Source organism: Streptomyces sp. NPDC091209 (assembly GCF_044757755.1).
Lineage (GTDB): Bacteria > Actinomycetota > Actinomycetes > Streptomycetales > Streptomycetaceae > Streptomyces.
This window is the reverse complement of the sequence record NZ_JBIVVR010000004.1, coordinates 102,839-118,751: the sequence shown is the minus strand read 5'-3', so window position 1 is coordinate 118,751 and position 15,913 is coordinate 102,839. Positions and strand designations below refer to the sequence as shown.

Annotated in this window: 13 protein-coding genes and 2 pseudogenes; 2 read left to right on the top strand and 13 right to left on the bottom strand. The window is 68.9% G+C overall.

The window, feature by feature from the left end; translation table 11 throughout:
* Nucleotides 1–77 precede the first annotated feature (77 nt).
* The 7 genes from ACIQRL_RS13450 to ACIQRL_RS13420 form a co-directional block, all read right to left on the bottom strand.
* Nucleotides 78–1,283: an acyl-CoA dehydrogenase family protein gene (locus tag ACIQRL_RS13450; RefSeq protein WP_355840279.1), complete on the bottom strand. Its 1,206-nt coding sequence runs from the start codon at nucleotides 1,281–1,283 to the stop codon at nucleotides 78–80.
* A gap of 2 nt (nucleotides 1,284–1,285) precedes the next feature.
* Complete coding sequence (locus ACIQRL_RS13445) at nucleotides 1,286–1,813, bottom strand: MaoC family dehydratase (RefSeq protein ID WP_401331036.1); 528 nt, start codon at nucleotides 1,811–1,813, stop codon at nucleotides 1,286–1,288.
* A gap of 5 nt (nucleotides 1,814–1,818) precedes the next feature.
* Complete coding sequence (locus ACIQRL_RS13440; protein WP_365882031.1) at nucleotides 1,819–2,793, bottom strand: CoA ester lyase; 975 nt, start codon at nucleotides 2,791–2,793, stop codon at nucleotides 1,819–1,821.
* Nucleotides 2,790–4,838: a protein meaA gene (locus ACIQRL_RS13435; protein ID WP_401331035.1), complete on the bottom strand. Its 2,049-nt coding sequence runs from the start codon at nucleotides 4,836–4,838 to the stop codon at nucleotides 2,790–2,792. Before ACIQRL_RS13435 ends, ACIQRL_RS13440 begins: the two co-directional genes overlap by 4 nt.
* A gap of 9 nt (nucleotides 4,839–4,847) precedes the next feature.
* Nucleotides 4,848–6,185, bottom strand: a complete 1,338-nt coding sequence (gene ccrA, locus ACIQRL_RS13430) for a crotonyl-CoA carboxylase/reductase (protein WP_401331033.1) — start codon at nucleotides 6,183–6,185, stop codon at nucleotides 4,848–4,850.
* Nucleotides 6,186–6,616: 431 nt separating this feature from the next.
* On the bottom strand, nucleotides 6,617–7,429 hold the full coding sequence (locus tag ACIQRL_RS13425; protein WP_401331031.1) for a TetR family transcriptional regulator: 813 nt from the start codon (nucleotides 7,427–7,429) through the stop codon (nucleotides 6,617–6,619).
* A gap of 136 nt (nucleotides 7,430–7,565) precedes the next feature.
* Nucleotides 7,566–9,371, bottom strand: coding sequence for a 3-hydroxyacyl-CoA dehydrogenase family protein (locus tag ACIQRL_RS13420; RefSeq protein ID WP_401331029.1), 1,806 nt, complete (start codon nucleotides 9,369–9,371; stop codon nucleotides 7,566–7,568).
* Between the two features lie 370 nt (nucleotides 9,372–9,741).
* Between ACIQRL_RS13420 and ACIQRL_RS13415 the strand changes: the two genes are divergently transcribed.
* Nucleotides 9,742–10,326 carry an adenylosuccinate lyase gene (locus ACIQRL_RS13415; protein WP_401331028.1) on the top strand — a complete coding sequence of 195 codons (585 nt, stop codon included), beginning with the start codon at nucleotides 9,742–9,744 and terminating at the stop codon, nucleotides 10,324–10,326.
* A gap of 122 nt (nucleotides 10,327–10,448) precedes the next feature.
* On the opposite strand, the gene ACIQRL_RS13410 is transcribed toward ACIQRL_RS13415, so the two are convergent.
* From ACIQRL_RS13410 to ACIQRL_RS13385, 6 genes and pseudogenes are all read right to left on the bottom strand, one after another.
* Complete coding sequence (locus ACIQRL_RS13410; protein WP_401331026.1) at nucleotides 10,449–10,982, bottom strand: GNAT family N-acetyltransferase; 534 nt, start codon at nucleotides 10,980–10,982, stop codon at nucleotides 10,449–10,451.
* A gap of 20 nt (nucleotides 10,983–11,002) precedes the next feature.
* A complete protein-coding gene (locus ACIQRL_RS13405) occupies nucleotides 11,003–11,401 on the bottom strand; it encodes a RidA family protein (protein ID WP_261705045.1) in 399 nt (132 codons plus the stop codon).
* Between the two features lie 60 nt (nucleotides 11,402–11,461).
* Nucleotides 11,462–13,051 carry an alpha/beta hydrolase gene (locus ACIQRL_RS13400; protein ID WP_401331023.1) on the bottom strand — a complete coding sequence of 530 codons (1,590 nt, stop codon included), beginning with the start codon at nucleotides 13,049–13,051 and terminating at the stop codon, nucleotides 11,462–11,464.
* Between the two features lie 209 nt (nucleotides 13,052–13,260).
* Nucleotides 13,261–14,187: pseudogene (locus tag ACIQRL_RS13395) on the bottom strand (radical SAM protein); the annotation flags it as partial.
* Between the two features lie 257 nt (nucleotides 14,188–14,444).
* Nucleotides 14,445–14,999 carry a transposase gene (locus tag ACIQRL_RS13390; RefSeq protein WP_401331021.1) on the bottom strand — a complete coding sequence of 185 codons (555 nt, stop codon included), beginning with the start codon at nucleotides 14,997–14,999 and terminating at the stop codon, nucleotides 14,445–14,447.
* Nucleotides 14,996–15,478 carry a helix-turn-helix domain-containing protein gene (locus tag ACIQRL_RS13385; RefSeq protein WP_401331019.1) on the bottom strand — a complete coding sequence of 161 codons (483 nt, stop codon included), beginning with the start codon at nucleotides 15,476–15,478 and terminating at the stop codon, nucleotides 14,996–14,998. Before ACIQRL_RS13385 ends, ACIQRL_RS13390 begins: the two co-directional genes overlap by 4 nt.
* Before the next feature lie 225 nt (nucleotides 15,479–15,703).
* On the opposite strand from ACIQRL_RS13385, the pseudogene ACIQRL_RS13380 reads away from it, so the two are divergent.
* Nucleotides 15,704–15,892 (top strand): annotated as a pseudogene (locus tag ACIQRL_RS13380) (transposase); the annotation flags it as partial.
* Nucleotides 15,893–15,913: the final 21 nt, after the last annotated feature.

The following is a 15,913-nucleotide window of genomic DNA, read 5'->3' as shown; positions in this document are numbered from 1 at the left end:
AGATGCGGAGTCGACGGCCGAAGAGTGCTGACGGGGTGTGATCTTCTTCGCGAAGAAAACACCCCGAACCCGGACATCTAGCCCTGGAGTCGATACTCTTCGAGCAGTCGGCGCCCGATGATCATTTTCTGGATCTCGGCGGTACCTTCGCCGATCAGCAGCATCGGCGCCTCACGGTAGAGGCGCTCGATCTCGTACTCCTTGGAGAAGCCGTAGCCGCCGTGGATCCGGAACGCATCTTCCACTACCTCTTTGCAGTACTCGGAGGCGAGGTACTTCGCCATCCCTGCTTCGAGGTCGTTTCGTTCCCCGGAGTCCTTTTTGCGAGCCGCGTTCACCATCATTGCATGGGCGGCCTCGACCTTGGTAGCCATCTCGGCCAGCTTGAACTGGATGGCCTGGTGCTGGGCGATGGCCTTGCCGAAAGTGTGACGTTGCTGGGCATATGAGACGCCGAGCTCGAATGCGCGCTGCGCGACACCGCAGCCACGAGCCGCGACATTGACGCGGCCGACCTCGACGCCGTCCATCATTTGGTAAAACCCTCGGCCGGTGGTCCCGCCGAGTACGCGATCGGCCGGAATGCGCAGTCCGTCCATGATGAGTTCGGTGGTGTCGACACCCTTGTAACCCATCTTGTCGATCTTCCCGGGAATGGTGAGGCCGGGGCGGACCTCTCCGAAGCCGGGCTCCTTCTCCACCAGGAAGGTCGTCATCGACTTGTGGGGCGCCGTGCCCTCGGGGTGTCCTTCGTCACTCCGGACGAGAACGGCCACCAGATTCGACGATCCGCCGTTCGTCAGCCACATCTTCTGGCCGTTCAGGACGTACTCGTCGCCGTCCTTGACCGCCTTCGACGAGATCGCCGACACATCCGAGCCGAGCGCCGGCTCCGACATCGAGAAGGCGCCACGCGTCTCGCCGAGCGCCATGCGGGGCAGGAAGTGGTCCTTCTGCTCCTGCGTGCCGTGCTGCTTGATCATGTACGCCACGATGAAGTGGGTGTTGATGATGCCGGAGACCGACATCCAGCCACGGGCGATCTCCTCGACGCACAGCGCGTACGTCAGGAGGGACTCGCCCAGGCCGCCGTACTCCTCGGGGATCATCAGCCCGAAGAGGCCCAGCTCCTTCAGGCCGTCGACGATCGCCTGGGGATACTCGTCGCGGTGCTCCAGCTCGGTCGCGACCGGGATGATCTCCTTGTCCACGAAATCGCGGACGGTGGAGAGGATCTCCTGCTGGACGTCGGTCAGACCGGCGGTCTGGGCGAGTCGTGCCATGACTACTTCTCCGTCTTCTTGTCCGCGGGTGCGGTGGGTTCGGGCCGGCCGGGCTGCTCGCCGCCGCGCTCCTTGATGTACGTCTCGGTGGGGACCATCACCTTGCGGCGGAACACGCAGACCAGCGTGCCGTCCTGCTTGTAGCCCTTGGTCTCCACGTAGACGATCCCGCGGTCCGACTTGGACCGGGAGGGGGTCTTGTCGAGGACCGTGGTCTCGCCGTAGATCGTGTCGCCGTGGAAGGTCGGCGCCACGTGCTTCAGCGACTCGACCTCCAGGTTGGCGATCGCCTTGCCCGAGACGTCCGGCACGGACATGCCGAGGAGCAGCGAGTAGATGTAGTTCCCGACGACGACGTTCTTGCCGAAATCGGTCGTCTTCTCCGCATAGTTGCTGTCCATGTGGAGCGGGTGGTGGTTCATGGTCAGCAGACAGAAGAGGTGGTCGTCGTACTCCGTGACCGTCTTCCCGGGCCAGTGCTTGTAGACCGCCCCGACCTCGAACTCTTCGTAGGTGCGTCCGAACTGCATGGTGCTCAGGCCTCCGGGGCTTCGAACGTGGTCGTGCGCTGCATGCCGGCGGCCCGGCCCTTGCCCGAGATGACGAGGGCCATCTTGCGGCTGGCCTCGTCGATCATCTCGTCGCCGAGCATCGCGGAGCCCTTCTTGCCGCCGGCCTCGGACGTGTAGTAGTCGTACGCGTCCAGGATCAGCTCGGCGTGGTCGAAGTCCTCCTGCGAGGGGGAGAAGATCTCGTTGGAGGCCTCCACCTGGCCCGGGTGCAGCACCCACTTGCCGTCGAAGCCGAGGGCCGCGGCGCGCTGGGCGACCGCGCGGTAGCCGTCGATGTTGCGGATCTGCAGGTAGGGACCGTCGATGGCCTGGAGGTTGTTGGCGCGCGCGGCCATCAGGATCTTCATCAGGATGTAGTGGTAGGCGTCCGCCGGGTAGCCGGGCGGCTGCTCACCCACGACCAGCGACTTCATGTTGATCGACGCCATGAAGTCGGCCGGGCCGAAGATGATCGTCTCCACGCGCTGCGAGGCGGTGGCGATCTCGTTGACGTTGTTCAGGCCCTGGGCGTTCTCGATCTGCGCCTCGATGCCGATCTTGCCGACCTCGAAGCCCATCGTCTTCTCGATCTGCGTCAGCAGGAGGTCAAGGGCTACGACCTGCTCGGCCGTCTGCACCTTCGGCAGCATGATGCAGTCGAGGTTCTGCCCCGCGCCCTCGACGACCGTGACGACATCGCGGTACGTCCACTCGGTCGTCCAGTCGTTGACGCGCACGACCCGCGTCTTGCCGGTCCAGTCACCCTCGTTGAGGAACTTGACGATGGTGTGCCGGGCGTCGGGCTTGGCCAGCGGCGCGCACGCGTCCTCCAGGTCGAGGAAGACCTGGTCGGCGGGGAGCCCCTGGGCCTTCTCCAGGAAGCGCGGGTTGCTGCCCGGTACGGCCAGACAGGAGCGCCGCGGACGAAGGCGGTTGACCTGGGGAACAGGGCTGGTCATGCGGGGACCTCCAGGGGGTCGAGCTTGTTCGCTTTCCGGATCTCGTCGACGATACGGCCGATGATTCCGGTGATGTCGAAGTCCTTCGGTGTGAAGACCGCGGCCACTCCCGCGGCCCGCAGCTGTTCGGCGTCGGCGTTCGGGATGATCCCGCCCGCGATCACCGGAATGTCGCCCGCGCCGGCGGTGCGCATCTTCTCCAGGACGTCCGGCACGAGCTGGGCGTGCGAACCGGACAGGATGGACAGGCCGACGGCGTGCACGTCCTCGGCCACGGCCGCGTCCACGATCTGCTCCGGGGTGAGCCGGATGCCCTGGTAGACGACCTCGAACCCGGCGTCGCGGGCCCGCACGGCGATCTGCTCGGCGCCGTTGGAGTGCCCGTCCAGGCCCGGCTTGCCCACCAGGAACCGGAGGTTGCCGACGTTCAGGTCCTTGGCGGTCAGCTCCACCTTGCGGCGCACCAGGGCGAGAGCGGTGCCCTCCTCGGCGGTGACCGCGACGGGCGCGGACGAGACGCCGGTCGGGGCGCGGAACTCGCCGAACACCTCGCGCAGGGCCCCGGCCCACTCGCCGGTGGTGACACCGGCGCGGGCGCACTCCAGGGTGGCCTCCATGAGGTTTGCGGTGCCCTTCGCCGCCTCCTTCAGCCGCTCCAGCGCCTTGCACGGGCGCGGGTGGTTGAAGGGCGGCTGGTAGCGCGTGTCACGCCAGTTCTGCAGCGCGGAGATCACCCGGGCCTCGACCGCGGGGTCGACCGTCATGATCGCCGCGTCCAGGTCGGCCGTGAGCGGGTTCGGCTCGGTCGACTGGAAGATGTTGACGCCGACGATCTTGTCGGTGCCGCCCTCGATACGGCCGCGGCGCTCGGCGTGCGAGGAGACGAGCTGCGACTTCAGGTAGCCGGACTCGACGGCGGCCATCGCGCCGCCCATCGCCTCGATGCGGTCGATCTCGGCCAGCGACTCCTCGACGAGGGCCGCCACCTTGGCCTCGATGACGTGCGAGCCCTCGAAGATGTCCTCGTACTCCAGCAGGTCGCTCTCGTGCGCCAGCACCTGCTGGATGCGCAGCGACCACTGCTGGTCCCATGGGCGCGGCAGGCCCAACGCCTCGTTCCAGGCGGGCAGTTGGACGGCACGCGCGCGGGCGTCCTTGGAGAGGGTGACGGCCAGCATCTCCAGCACGATCCGCTGGACGTTGTTCTCCGGCTGCGCCTCGGTCAGGCCGAGGGAGTTGACCTGGACGCCGTAGCGGAAGCGCCGCTGCTTGGGGTCCTCGATGCCGTACCGCTCGCGCGTGATCTTGTCCCAGATCCGCCCGAACGCCCGCATCTTGCACATCTCCTCGATGAAGCGGACACCCGCGTTCACGAAGAAGGAGATACGGGCCACGACCTCGCCCTTGCGGTCCTCGGCGATCTGCCCGGACGCGAACACCGCGTCCAGGACGGCGATCGCGGTGGACATCGCGTACGCGATCTCCTGGACCGGGGTGGCGCCCGCCTCCTGCAGGTGGTAGCTGCAGATGTTGATCGGGTTCCACTTGGGGATGTGGTTGACCGTGTACGTGATCATGTCCGTCGTGAGACGGAGCGAGGGCACCGGCGGGAAGACGTGCGTCCCCCGCGAGAGGTACTCCTTCACGATGTCGTTCTGGGTCGTCCCCTGGAGCTGGGTGATGTCGGCGCCCTGCTCCTCGGCGACGACCTGATAGAGCGCCAGCAGCCACATGGCGGTGGCGTTGATGGTCATCGAGGTGTTCATCTGCTCCAGGGGGATGTCCTGGAACAGCCGGCGCATGTCACCGAGGTGCGAGACCGGCACACCGACCCGGCCGACCTCGCCGCGGGCGAGGATGTGGTCGGGGTCGTAGCCCGTCTGCGTCGGCAGGTCGAAGGCCACGGAGAGCCCCGTCTGCCCCTTGGCGAGGTTGCGCCGGTACAACTCGTTGGACGCCTCGGCCGTGGAGTGGCCGGCGTACGTGCGCATGAGCCACGGCCGGTCCTTCTCCCGCCGCTCATGGGCGGTCTGACGCTCTGTCATGGGTGGACCTCAGACGTTCCGGAAGCGGTTGATGGCATCGATGTGCTGGGCGCGCTTCTCCTCGTCGCGCACTCCCAGGCCCTCCTGGGGTGCCAGCGCGAGCACGCCGACCTTGCCCTGGTGGAGGTTGCGGTGCACGTCGTAGGCGGCCTGCCCGGTCTCCTCCAGGGAGTAGACCTTGGAGAGCGTCGGGTGGATCTTTCCCTTGGCGACGAGGCGGTTGGCCTCCCAGGCCTCGCGGTAGTTCGCGAAGTGCGAGCCGATGATCCGCTTCAGCGACATCCACAGGTAGCGGTTGTCGTACTCGTGGTTGTAGCCCGAGGTCGAGGCGCAGGTGACGATGGTGCCGCCCTTGCGGGTGACGTACACCGAGGCACCGAAGGTCTCGCGGCCCGGGTGCTCGAAGACGATGTCCACGTCCTCGCCGCCGGTGAGCTCGCGGATGCGCTTGCCGAAGCGCTTCCACTCCTTGGGGTCCTGGTTGTGCTCGTCCTTCCAGAACTTGTAGTCCTCGGCGTTGCGGTCGATGATCGCCTCGGCGCCCATCTTCCGGCAGATCTCCGCCTTCTGCTCGCTGGAGACGACACAGATGGGGTTGGCGCCGCCGGCGAGCGCGAACTGCGTGGCGTACGAGCCGAGTCCGCCGCTCGCGCCCCAGATGAGCACGTTGTCGCCCTGCTTCATGCCGGCGCCGTTGCGGGAGACCAACTGCCGGTAGGCGGTGGAGTTCACCAGTCCGGGAGCCGCGGCCTCCTCCCAGCTCAGGTGGTCCGGCTTCGGCATGAGCTGGTTGGACTTGACGAGCGCGATCTCGGCGAGGCCGCCGAAGTTGGTCTCGAAGCCCCAGATGCGCTGCTCGGGGTCGAGCATCGTGTCGTTGTGGCCGTCGGAGGACTCCAGCTCGACGGACAGGCAGTGCGCGACGACCTCGTCGCCGGGCTTCCAGGAGTTCACTCCCGGGCCGGTGCGCAGGACGACGCCCGCGAGGTCCGAGCCGATGATGTGGTACGGCAGGTCGTGGCGCTTGCTGAGCTCGCTGAGGCGCCCGTAGCGCTCCAGGAAGCCGAAGGTCGACACCGGCTCGAAGATCGACGTCCAGACCGAGTTGTAGTTCACGGAGGACGCCATCACGGCGACCAGGGCCTCGCCCGGTCCGAGCTCCGGCACCGGCACGTCGTCCAGGTGGATCGACTTGCGGGGGTCCTTGTCGCGGCTGCTGAGCCCGTCGAACATCTCCGTCTCGTCCTTGTGCACGGTGATCGCGCGGTAGGACTCGGGGAGCGGAAGTGCGGCGAAGTCGGCGGACGTGGCCGTCCGCGACTGAATCGCGTCCAGGATTTCCTTCACGGTGTTGCCTCCGGCGATGCGCGTTCCGAGGGAAGAACGCTGAGGGTTACGTCGGTACTGCTGCTGAGGGGTGTGCCGTCGGTTCGGCGGAGGTGGTGCTGTGGCGGCGCTGTGGTTGGCGCAGGAGGTTGCCTGTGACGCAGGCGTCCGGGCGCGCAGGCCATGGTGCTTGCGGGGACAGCCGACGTACGAATGGTCTCTGCACGCCGGCCGCCCGGACTCCTTCAACGTATGGCACGCCGTGTCACCTGGCAAGGCACGCAGTGCCATAAGTTGCGCTCAGATGAAATCTTTACGTAACACGTGAGCGATGATCGATCAGAGTGGGCCGCAAAGCACTCAAACCAGGGCACAAAAAACGCCGGACGCGCTCGAAGTGAGCGTGTCCGGCGCGTGGTCGGAGCAGTGGGCCGTCCATGGACGGCGGGTCGCTACGACCGTTCCTTGAGTGCCTGCTCGATCGTGCGCATCACCTGGTCCAGCGGAGCGTCGACACGGGCCACGGTCACCAGCACCTCCCCCTCCGTGAAGGACGAGGCCGGTGCAGGTCGCGGCGCGGTCTCCCGTCCCGCGCCGATCCCGGTGCCGAAGGTCTTGCGGACGATGGCGAACGCGTGGTCGAGCTGGGTCTCCACATCGCCCTGGCCGCCGGCCCGCAGCCAGCGCCGCAGGACGTGGTTGTGGGCCGTGACCACGGCCGACGCGGCGACCTCGGCGAGCAGCGGATCGTCGTTGGCGTCGTCGTCGTGCGCGTGCTCGTCGAAGTGGCCCAGCAGGTAGCGGGTGAAGAGCCGCTCGTAGCGGGCCACCGAGGCGATCTCGGCCTCGCGCAGCGTCGGCACCTCGCGCGTCAGCTTGTAGCGCGAGACGGAGATCTCGGGCTGTGCCGCGTACATCCTCATGACTTCCTTGATGCCGCGGCACACGGTGTCGAGCGGATGCTCGTGCGCGGGCGCCGCGTTGAGCACCGCCTCGGCCCGGATCAGGGTGTCGTCGTGATCGGGGAAGATCGCCTCTTCCTTGGAGCGGAAGTGGCGGAAGAAGGTGCGGCGGGCCACCCCGGCCCGGGCCGCGATCTCGTCTACGGTGGTCGCCTCGTACCCCTTGGCCGCGAACAGCTCCATGGCCGCGGCCGCCAGCTCCCGGCGCATCTTGAGGCGTTGGGCTGCCGCCCGGCTGCCCGCGGCGCTCTCCGGCGCGTCGGGCGTGGCTGGTGTACGTGAGGACTTGGCGGGCTGGGACATGCCCCGAACGTACTGCATGTGCGCAGGAGAGCGCGCATGTCCGGGGATCCCCCCGCCCAGCAGGGGCGGGGGGTGTCCGGCGGGGCCGAGCAGCCCGCCCCAGTCGGTGTCGTCCGTGAGCCGGTCGCCCGGACGCTCAGCGGCGGGCATATTCGCGGAAGCCGCGGCCCGTCTTGCGGCCGAGGCAGCCCGCGGCCACCAGGTGCTCCAGGAGCGGAGCGGGGGCGAGTCCCGGGTCGCGGAACTCGCGGTGCAGGACCTTCTCGATGGCCAGCGAGACATCGAGCCCGACCACGTCGAGCAGCTCGAAGGGCCCCATCGGATAGCCGCCGCCCAGCTTCATCGCCGCGTCGATGTCGTCGAGCGAGGCGTAGTGCTCCTGCACCATCTTGATCGCGTTGTTCAGGTACGGGAAGAGCAGCGCGTTCACGATGAAGCCGGCCCGGTCACCGCAGTCCACCGGGTGCTTGCGGATCTTCGCGCAGACCTCGCGCACGGTGGCGTGCACGTCGTCCGCGGTCAGCACGGTCCGCACGACCTCGACGAGCTTCATCGCCGGGGCCGGGTTGAAGAAGTGCATGCCGATCACGTCCTGCGGGCGCGAGGTGGCGCGGGCACAGGCGACGACGGGCAGCGAGGAGGTGGTGGTGGCGAGGATCGCGCCGGGCTTGCAGACCTTGTCGAAGGTGCCGAACAACTGCTGCTTGATCTCCAGGTCCTCGGCGACCGCCTCCAGCGCCAGGTCGACCTCGGCGAAGTCGTCGTAGCTGCCGGTCGGCGTGATCAGCTCCAGGGTCCGCGCCGCCGCCTCGGCCGTCATGCGGCCCTTGTCGACGGAACGGGAGAGCGACTTGCCGATACGGGCCTTCGCGGTCTGCGCCTTCTCCTCCGTACGGCCCGCGAGGACGACCTCGTACCCGGCCTTCGCGAAGACCTCCGCGATACCGGAGGCCATCGTGCCGGAGCCTGCGACGCCGACCGAGCGGATCGTGCGGCCCGGTGCCACGACGGCCCCCTCCAGAGGCGTCAGCGCGTCCCGCACGACGGCGTCGCTGCCCGCGGCCTCGTACGAGTAGAAGCCGCGGCCGGACTTGCGCCCGGTCAGGCCCGCCTCGCTGAGCTGCTTGAGGATGGGCGCGGGGGCGTGCAGCCGGTCGCGCGACTCGGAGTACATCGCCTCCAGGACGGTCCGCGCGGTGTCCACGCCGATCAGGTCGAGCAGCGCGAGCGGGCCCATGGGCAGCCCGCAGCCGAGCTTCATCGCCGCGTCGATGTCCTCGCGGGAGGCGTACTTCGCCTCGTACATCGCGGCCGCCTGGTTGAGGTAGCCGAACAGCAGCCCGTCGGCGACGAATCCGGGGCGGTCACCGACCGCCACGGGCTCCTTGCCGAGTTCGATCGCCAGGTCGGTGACCGCGGCGACGGCCGTCGGCGCGGTCAGCACCGAGGAGACGACCTCGACGAGCTTCATCGCGGGTGCCGGGTTGAAGAAGTGCAGGCCGAGCACGCGCTCGGGGCGGGCCGAGTCCGCGGCGAGACGCGTCACGGACAGCGCGTTGGTGCCCGTCGCGAGGATCGTCTCGGGGCGCACGATGGTGTCGAGGGCCCGGAAGACCTGCTGCTTGATGTCGTACGACTCCGGGGTCACCTCGATGACGAGGTCGGCGTCGGCGGCGGCCGCGAGGTCGGTGAAGGTGCGGAAGCGGGCGAGGGCGTCGGTGCGCTCCGCGTCGCTCATGTGCTCGCGGCGCACGGCGCGGGCGGTGGAGGCTTCGAGGGTGGCCACGGCCTGGGCGGCCGCGGCTTCGCTGATGTCGATGCCGATGACGTCACGGCCGGCGCGGGCCAGGACTTCGGCGATGCCGGTGCCCATGGTGCCGAGGCCGATGACGGCGACGGTCTTCAGCGGGGACAGAGGGGTGTCGGACAGGGGAGTGGCCATCGCGGGACTCCTGGAAGAGGTGACGACTGAGGAGCGCACGCGGGTACGCCGACAGGCGCACACCGTGCGGAGGTTGCGGGTGTTTCCGGGCTGACGAGCGCACACGCCCGGTGCCGTCCCGAGGCGCCGACGAACGGGCGCCCTTGGGCGGTGAAAGCCGACCGGCCCTGTCCCGGAGCCATGTCGTACTGAGGTACCTGAGGTACCGAACCGACTGCTCTCACGGTGGCTGCGTCACCAGGCCACCCTGAGGTTCGACGCGAGTGGGTAACTCGCTCGTCTGAGCTTAACCCGCCAGTAACGAGCGCGCCAGTCCCCGACTTTGTGATGTACGTCCCCGCACCTTACGGGCTTGCCTAAGCTCGGCCCCATGGACGAAGCGTTGCGATCACTCACGGAGCGTTTGCGGAGCGAGGCCGGGGCCGGGGACTCGGCGGCGTACGAACGCCTCGCGGCGACGGAGGATCCCGACGCGCTGGCCGCCGCGCTGACCGAGCCCGGACAGCCGCTCTGGGCGCGAGAGTTGGTCGCCTTCCGGCTCGGCACGGCCGGGGACCGGCGGGCCTTCGAGGCACTCGTCCTGCTGCTCAACCACCGTGATCCCCAGCGCTGCGCGTCGGCCGCGCAGGCCCTGGCCCGGCTCGGCGACCCGCGTACGGCCCGCGCCGCCGCGGCGCTCGCCACGAACGAACTGCGGGTCGCGTACGCGCTCCAGCCGGTACGGCTGCTGGTCGAACTCCGGGCGCCGGAATCCGTACCCGCGCTGATCACCACCCTGGAACGCCGGCTGCGCCCGCACGACCCGTACCGCAAGGTCGCCCTCGCCTGCGCGGAAGGCCTGGGCGTCCTGGGCGACGCCCGCGCGCGACCGGTCCTGAACGAAGCGCTGGCCCACCCGGCGCTCGCTGAGACGGCCGTGCGCGCCCTGGCCCGGCTGCCCGAGGAACAGGTCTAGGCGGGTCCAGGCGTCCTGGAGCTCCAGGCGTACGTGCCTGTAGGTCCGTCCGCTCACCTCGACCGGCGGGCATGTGCCGGTGCCGGCATACGCGGCCCGGCGTCCGTCGGCCGAGTCCGGCGTCAGCGCGAACCGGGCGTCCGTCGGTCGGGCCCGGTGCCGGTCAGTACGCGCGCGTAGCGCACCTCGGGCACCTCGACCCCGGCTGCCTCGAAGGGCTCCTCGGCGCCGTCGGGGAGGAAGCCGGCCCGTTCGTAGAAACGGCGGGCCGAGGTGTTCTCCTTGAGGACCCACAGCAGCATGCGCTCGTGCCCGGCCGCCACGCAGCGGTCGGCCGACTCCCGCAGCAGGGCGCGCCCGGCCCCCTGGCCCAACAGGTCGGGATGCACGTAGATGGCGTACAACTCGACGTCCCCGGCGCGGACTTCGCTGTCCCGGTGCGGCCCGTGGCAGGCCCAGCCGAGCACTTCGCCGTCCCGCTCCGCGACCAGGTTCACGACACTGCCGTCACCCTGTTCGAGGTTGCGGCGGCGCCGCGCCGCGTCCTCGGCCACGCTGAGTCCGTCCAGATACGCCTGCGGTATCAGGGCCTTGTACGCGCTCTGCCAGCCACGCACCCGGATCTCGGCCACCCGCGGACAGTCGCCGAGTGTCATCTCACGCACCCACAGCCCGCTCACCCGCCGACCACCGCGTACGCCTCGATCTCCATCAGGAACTCGGGACGGATCAGCGCGGCGACCTGGACCGCCGAGGCGGCAGGAAGCCGGTCCGCGGGTATGTGGGCGGCGCGGGCGGCCCGGATCGCCGGCATGTGGGCCATGTCCGTGACGAAGAAGGTGAGTTTGACGACGTCGTCGAAGGTGGCGTCCGCCGCCGCCAGGCACCGGCGCAGATTCTCGAACACCTGGCGGGCCTGTGCCTCGGCGTCACCCTCGCCGACGAGCTTGCCGTCCTCGTCCAGGGGGAGCTGGCCCGACACCGCGACGAAGCGGCCCGTGCCCGTCACGACATGGGAGTACGCGGCGGCGGGGGCTAGCCCGTCGGGGGCGGGGATACGCGTCGGCCTGCTCATGGGTCCATGGTGGACCATGGGTCCGACAACGCCCCCGACGGGCGTCACAGCGGGGGAGGTTCAGCCCCGGTAGCCGAGCAGGCCGTGCAGCGCCGAACCCCGCGAGGAGGTGGACGCCGCCTTCGCGGTCAGCGGTTTCGGGTCGGGCAGCGTCTTGCACACGGCGTCGGCCTCGCCGCCGCCGTGCGGCACCTTGCCGTTGGTCAGATACGTCGCCAGGTACTTGTCCAGGCAGGCGTTGCCGCTCAGCGTGATGCCGTGGTTCCCGCCGCCCTGCTCCACCACCAGGCTGGAGCCGCGCAGCTGGTGATGGACGGTGACGCCCCCCTCGTAGGGAGTGGCCGCGTCGTTCGTCGCCTGGAACAGCAGGGTCGGCGGCAGGTGGCGGTTGGAGATGTCCACCGGCCGGAGCGAGCCCGTGGGCCAGAACGCGCACGGCGCGTTGTACCAGGCGTTGTTCCAGGCCATGAACGGCGCCTTGTCGTACACCGCCCAGTTGTCCTCGCGCCACTGGCGCCAGTCGCGCGGCCAGGACGCGTCACGGCACTGCACCGACGTATAGATGCTGTAGCCGTTGTCGCCCGAGGCGTCGACGGCGCCGAAGTTGTCGTACGCCTCGACGAGCGCGTCGGAGTTCTTGCTGTTCACATACGACGCGAACGCCTCGGCGAGGTAGGGCCAGTAGCCGTTGTAGTAGCCGCCCGGGATGAAGGTGTCCTCCAGCTCGGAGGCGCCCACCTTCTTCTGCGCGGGGTTCTTGGCGAGCGCCGCGCGCATCGCGTACCACTTGGCCTCGACCTTGGCCGGGTCGGTGCCGAGCTTGTAGACCGCGTTGTTCTTGGCGACCCACGCCAGGAACGCCAGGTGGCGGTCGTTGAAGGCGTAGTCCTGGCTGAGGTTGTCGTCGTACCAGACGCCGGTGGGGTCGACGATGGAGTCCAGGACCAGCCGGCGGACCCGCTGCGGGTAGAGCTTGGCGTACACGGCCCCCAGGTAGGTGCCGTACGAGTAGCCGAAGTAGTTGATCTTCCTGGCGCCGAGCGCGCCGCGGATCGCGTCCATGTCGCGGACCGCGCTCACCGTGTCCATGTACGGCAGCAGCTTCGCGTATTTCGTGCCGCACGCCTCGGCGAACGCCTTGGCGCGGCTGAGGTTCGCCTCCTCGATGGCCCGGGTGCTCGGGACGGTGTCGGGTCGGACGGGCTTGAAGTGCCCCGGTTTGCAGTCCAGCGCGGGCTTGCTCGCGCCGACGCCGCGCGGGTCGAAACCGATGACGTCGTACTGCGCCGCCACGGCCTTGGGCAGCGCGGAGGCGACGAATCCGGCCAGCGTGAGCCCGCTGCCACCGGGACCGCCCGGGTTCACCAGCAGCGGCCCCTGGTACGTCTTCGCGGTGTGCGGGACGCGGGACAGGGCGAGGGTGATCCGCTCGCTGTAGGGGTTCGTGTGGTCCAGCGGCACCTTCAAGGACGCGCATTGGAGCGTCGGGTAATCGCTGGTACCGCACTTCTTCCAGAGGGGCTTCGCGGTCGGGGTGGAGGTGGTGCGCGGTGCGGCAGCGGAGCCGGCGCTCGCGTCGGCGGGGATCGAGGTGATCATCCCGGCCAGCACGGCGGCCGCCCCGCACAGAGCAGCTGCGCGTTTCTTCACAAGGCCTCCCAGGACGGAGGATTCTGAGCCGTGCACGCCACGGCCTTCGCCGTATCGTCCCGGACGGGGGTCCCGTAAGAACGCGTTCCGGCAAGACTCGACCCGATTGGATCGCGTGATGCGCTCGGATGCCGTCAGGAGCACCCCGACGAGCCGTCAGGGACACGACGGCTTCGGGGAGGCGTGGGACAGCCCTCCGTGGTGGATCGTCAGAGCAGCGTCAGCTGCGTCGGTTCGGGTGCCGCGGGTGCCGACGGCACGGTGGTGGACCCGGGTTCGGGGGCGGTGATCCGGCGAGGCACTCCCGCGCGCGCGGGGCCGATGCCGTACTCCTGGGCCAGCTCGTGGACCTGACGGGTGATCCGGCGCTGGTACCACTTCGGGGCGTAGGCGCCCTCCGCGTACAGCCGCTCGTAGCGCGCCACGAGGTGGGGGTGGTGGCGTTCCAGCCAGGCCATGAACCACTCGCGGGCGCCGGGCCGCAGATGCAGCACCAGCGGGGTCACCGAGGTCGCTCCCGAGGCCGCGACCGCCCGTACGGTGGCGCGCAGCTGGGCGGGGTGGTCGCCCAGGAACGGGATCACGGGGGCCATCAGGACGCCGCAGCCGATGCCGTGGTCCGTCAGCGTGCGGACGACGTCCAGACGGCGCTCCGGGGCCGGTGTGCCCGGCTCCACGGTGCGCCACAGCTCGGTGTCGGTGAAACCGACGGAGACCGAGATCCCGACGTCGGTGACCTCGGACGCCTGCCTCAGGAGGTCGAGGTCGCGCAGGATGAGCGTGCCCTTCGTCAGGATCGAGAAGGGGTTCGCGTGGTCGCGCAGGGCCGCGATGATGCCCGGCATCAGTGCGTACCGGCCCTCCGCGCGCTGGTAGCAGTCGACGTTGGTGCCCATCGCGATGTGCTCGCCGAGCCAGCGGCGCGAGGCGAGCTGGCGGCGCAGCAGCTCCGGCGCGTTGACCTTCACCACGATCTGCGAGTCGAAGTCGAGCCCGGTGTCGAGGTCCAGGTAGCTGTGCGTCTTGCGGGCGAAACAGTAGACGCAGGTACTGCTTCTCCCCCAGTATCTTCTCGTGCCCGAGGCGGGAGGCATGAGGCAGGGTCGTTTTAAAGTCCTGTTTGCGGGTGATCGTGCAGGTCAGGCGATGCCGAGTAGGTCGAGCGGCCTGTTGAAGGGGTCGTGGCCGCCGCGGTCCGGGCTCTGGGCCTGAGCTGGGGGTGCTTCACGTCGAGCTGCGGCTGACGGCGAGCGGTCCCAGCGTGATCGAGGTCAACGGTCGGCCGGCGGGGGACCTCGTACCACTCCTCGTCGAGCGGGCCACCGGCATCAACATCCCCCAGGCCCTTGCCACCCTCGCCACCGGCGAGACGCCCGACCTAATGCTGGATTCCTCAAACGAGGTACACGTATCGGCGTCGTAGGGAGCGGGTTGGCGGTGCGGGTCTGCCCCAGATCCATGGGCCGGCATGGGAGTTGAGCTGGTTGGTTGCGAGGGTTGTGGCTTGGGCGATGTCGTCGGGGTTGGCGAAGGAGCGGCCGGCGAGGGCGGCTTTGCGGAAGATGCGCCACCAGGCTTCCTGGAGGTTGAGCCAGCATGCGCCGACGGGGATGAAGGCGTGGTGGATACGGGGATGGTCCTCGAGCCAGGTCCGGGTGGACAGGCTGTTGTGGCTGGACAGGTTGTCGGTGACGATCCAGATCTCCCTGCCCGGGTTGGCGTCCTCGACCTGTTGCAGGAACTGCTGGTAGAAGACGCTGTTGCGGGAGGACGCGGTCATGGTCAGGGCCTGGCCGTCGGCCGGCCGTAGACCGCCGTAGACCCAGGTTTTCTCCGGTCCGCGGCTGTAGTCGAGTTCCGCTTTGATCCGGTGCCCGTCGGGTGACCAGGCGGGTGCGGGCGGAAAGGTCCGCGGGATCACCGGCCCCAGCTCGTCGGCGCAGATCACCGTCGCACCGTCGGGCGGCTGGGTGTAGAGGCCGATGATCCTTGTCCTTTTGGGACGAAGTCCGGGTCCTTCGACCGCATCCAGGACCGGGTACGGCGCCAGCGGACACCCTCGGCGAGCAGGATCCGGCGGACCTGCGAGCGGCCCACCTCGATGCCTTCGGCCCGTGCTGCCGCGGCCAGGGAATCCAGCGTCCACTCGGGCGGTCCGGACTCATCGAAGGCCCACAGTTCCCCGACGGGCTCCCACCGCAGCCGCCCCGGCGGCACGGTCTTGACCAGGGAGATGATCCGGGATCGTTCCTGCTCGGTGATCCGTCGCTTGCGGCCCTGCCCACCCAGATCATCCAGTCCCTGCAGGCCCAGGCGGTTGAAGCGGTGCAGCCAGCAGCGGACCGTTTTCTGGCTGCAGTCCAGCTCCACAGCGATCGCAGGGACCCGCAGCCCCGACCAGCTCAGCTCGATCATCCGGGCCCGCATCACCACATCCCGAGGAGCCTTCCGTGCCCGCGACAACCTGCGAACGACGGCCCGCTCGTCCTCATCACGCCCCGGTCGTGCCCATAAAACCATCGCCCAGCACCCGCCCCCGAGCACCATCAACTACCCCGCCACCAGGACATATACCCAGTCAAAGAGGAATCCAGTACTAATAGGACTCCGTTAGGTCTTCCTGTTAGTGCTGATCAAGAGCATGTTGGATGTGTGGACGCACATGAAGTGAACCGTGTCCGGGCGACGTTGGCGTTGTTCGTCGCTGATGTGTTCGCCTCGGTGCCGCGCAAGGACCAGCGGGCCAAGGGCGACTGCTATCTGCGGGGGCTGATGCTGGACGGCCGCCGCAAGTCGATCCAGGCGATGGCCTCACGGCTGCCGGACGGCAACGAGCAGAACCACGACGCGGGCCGGCCCTTG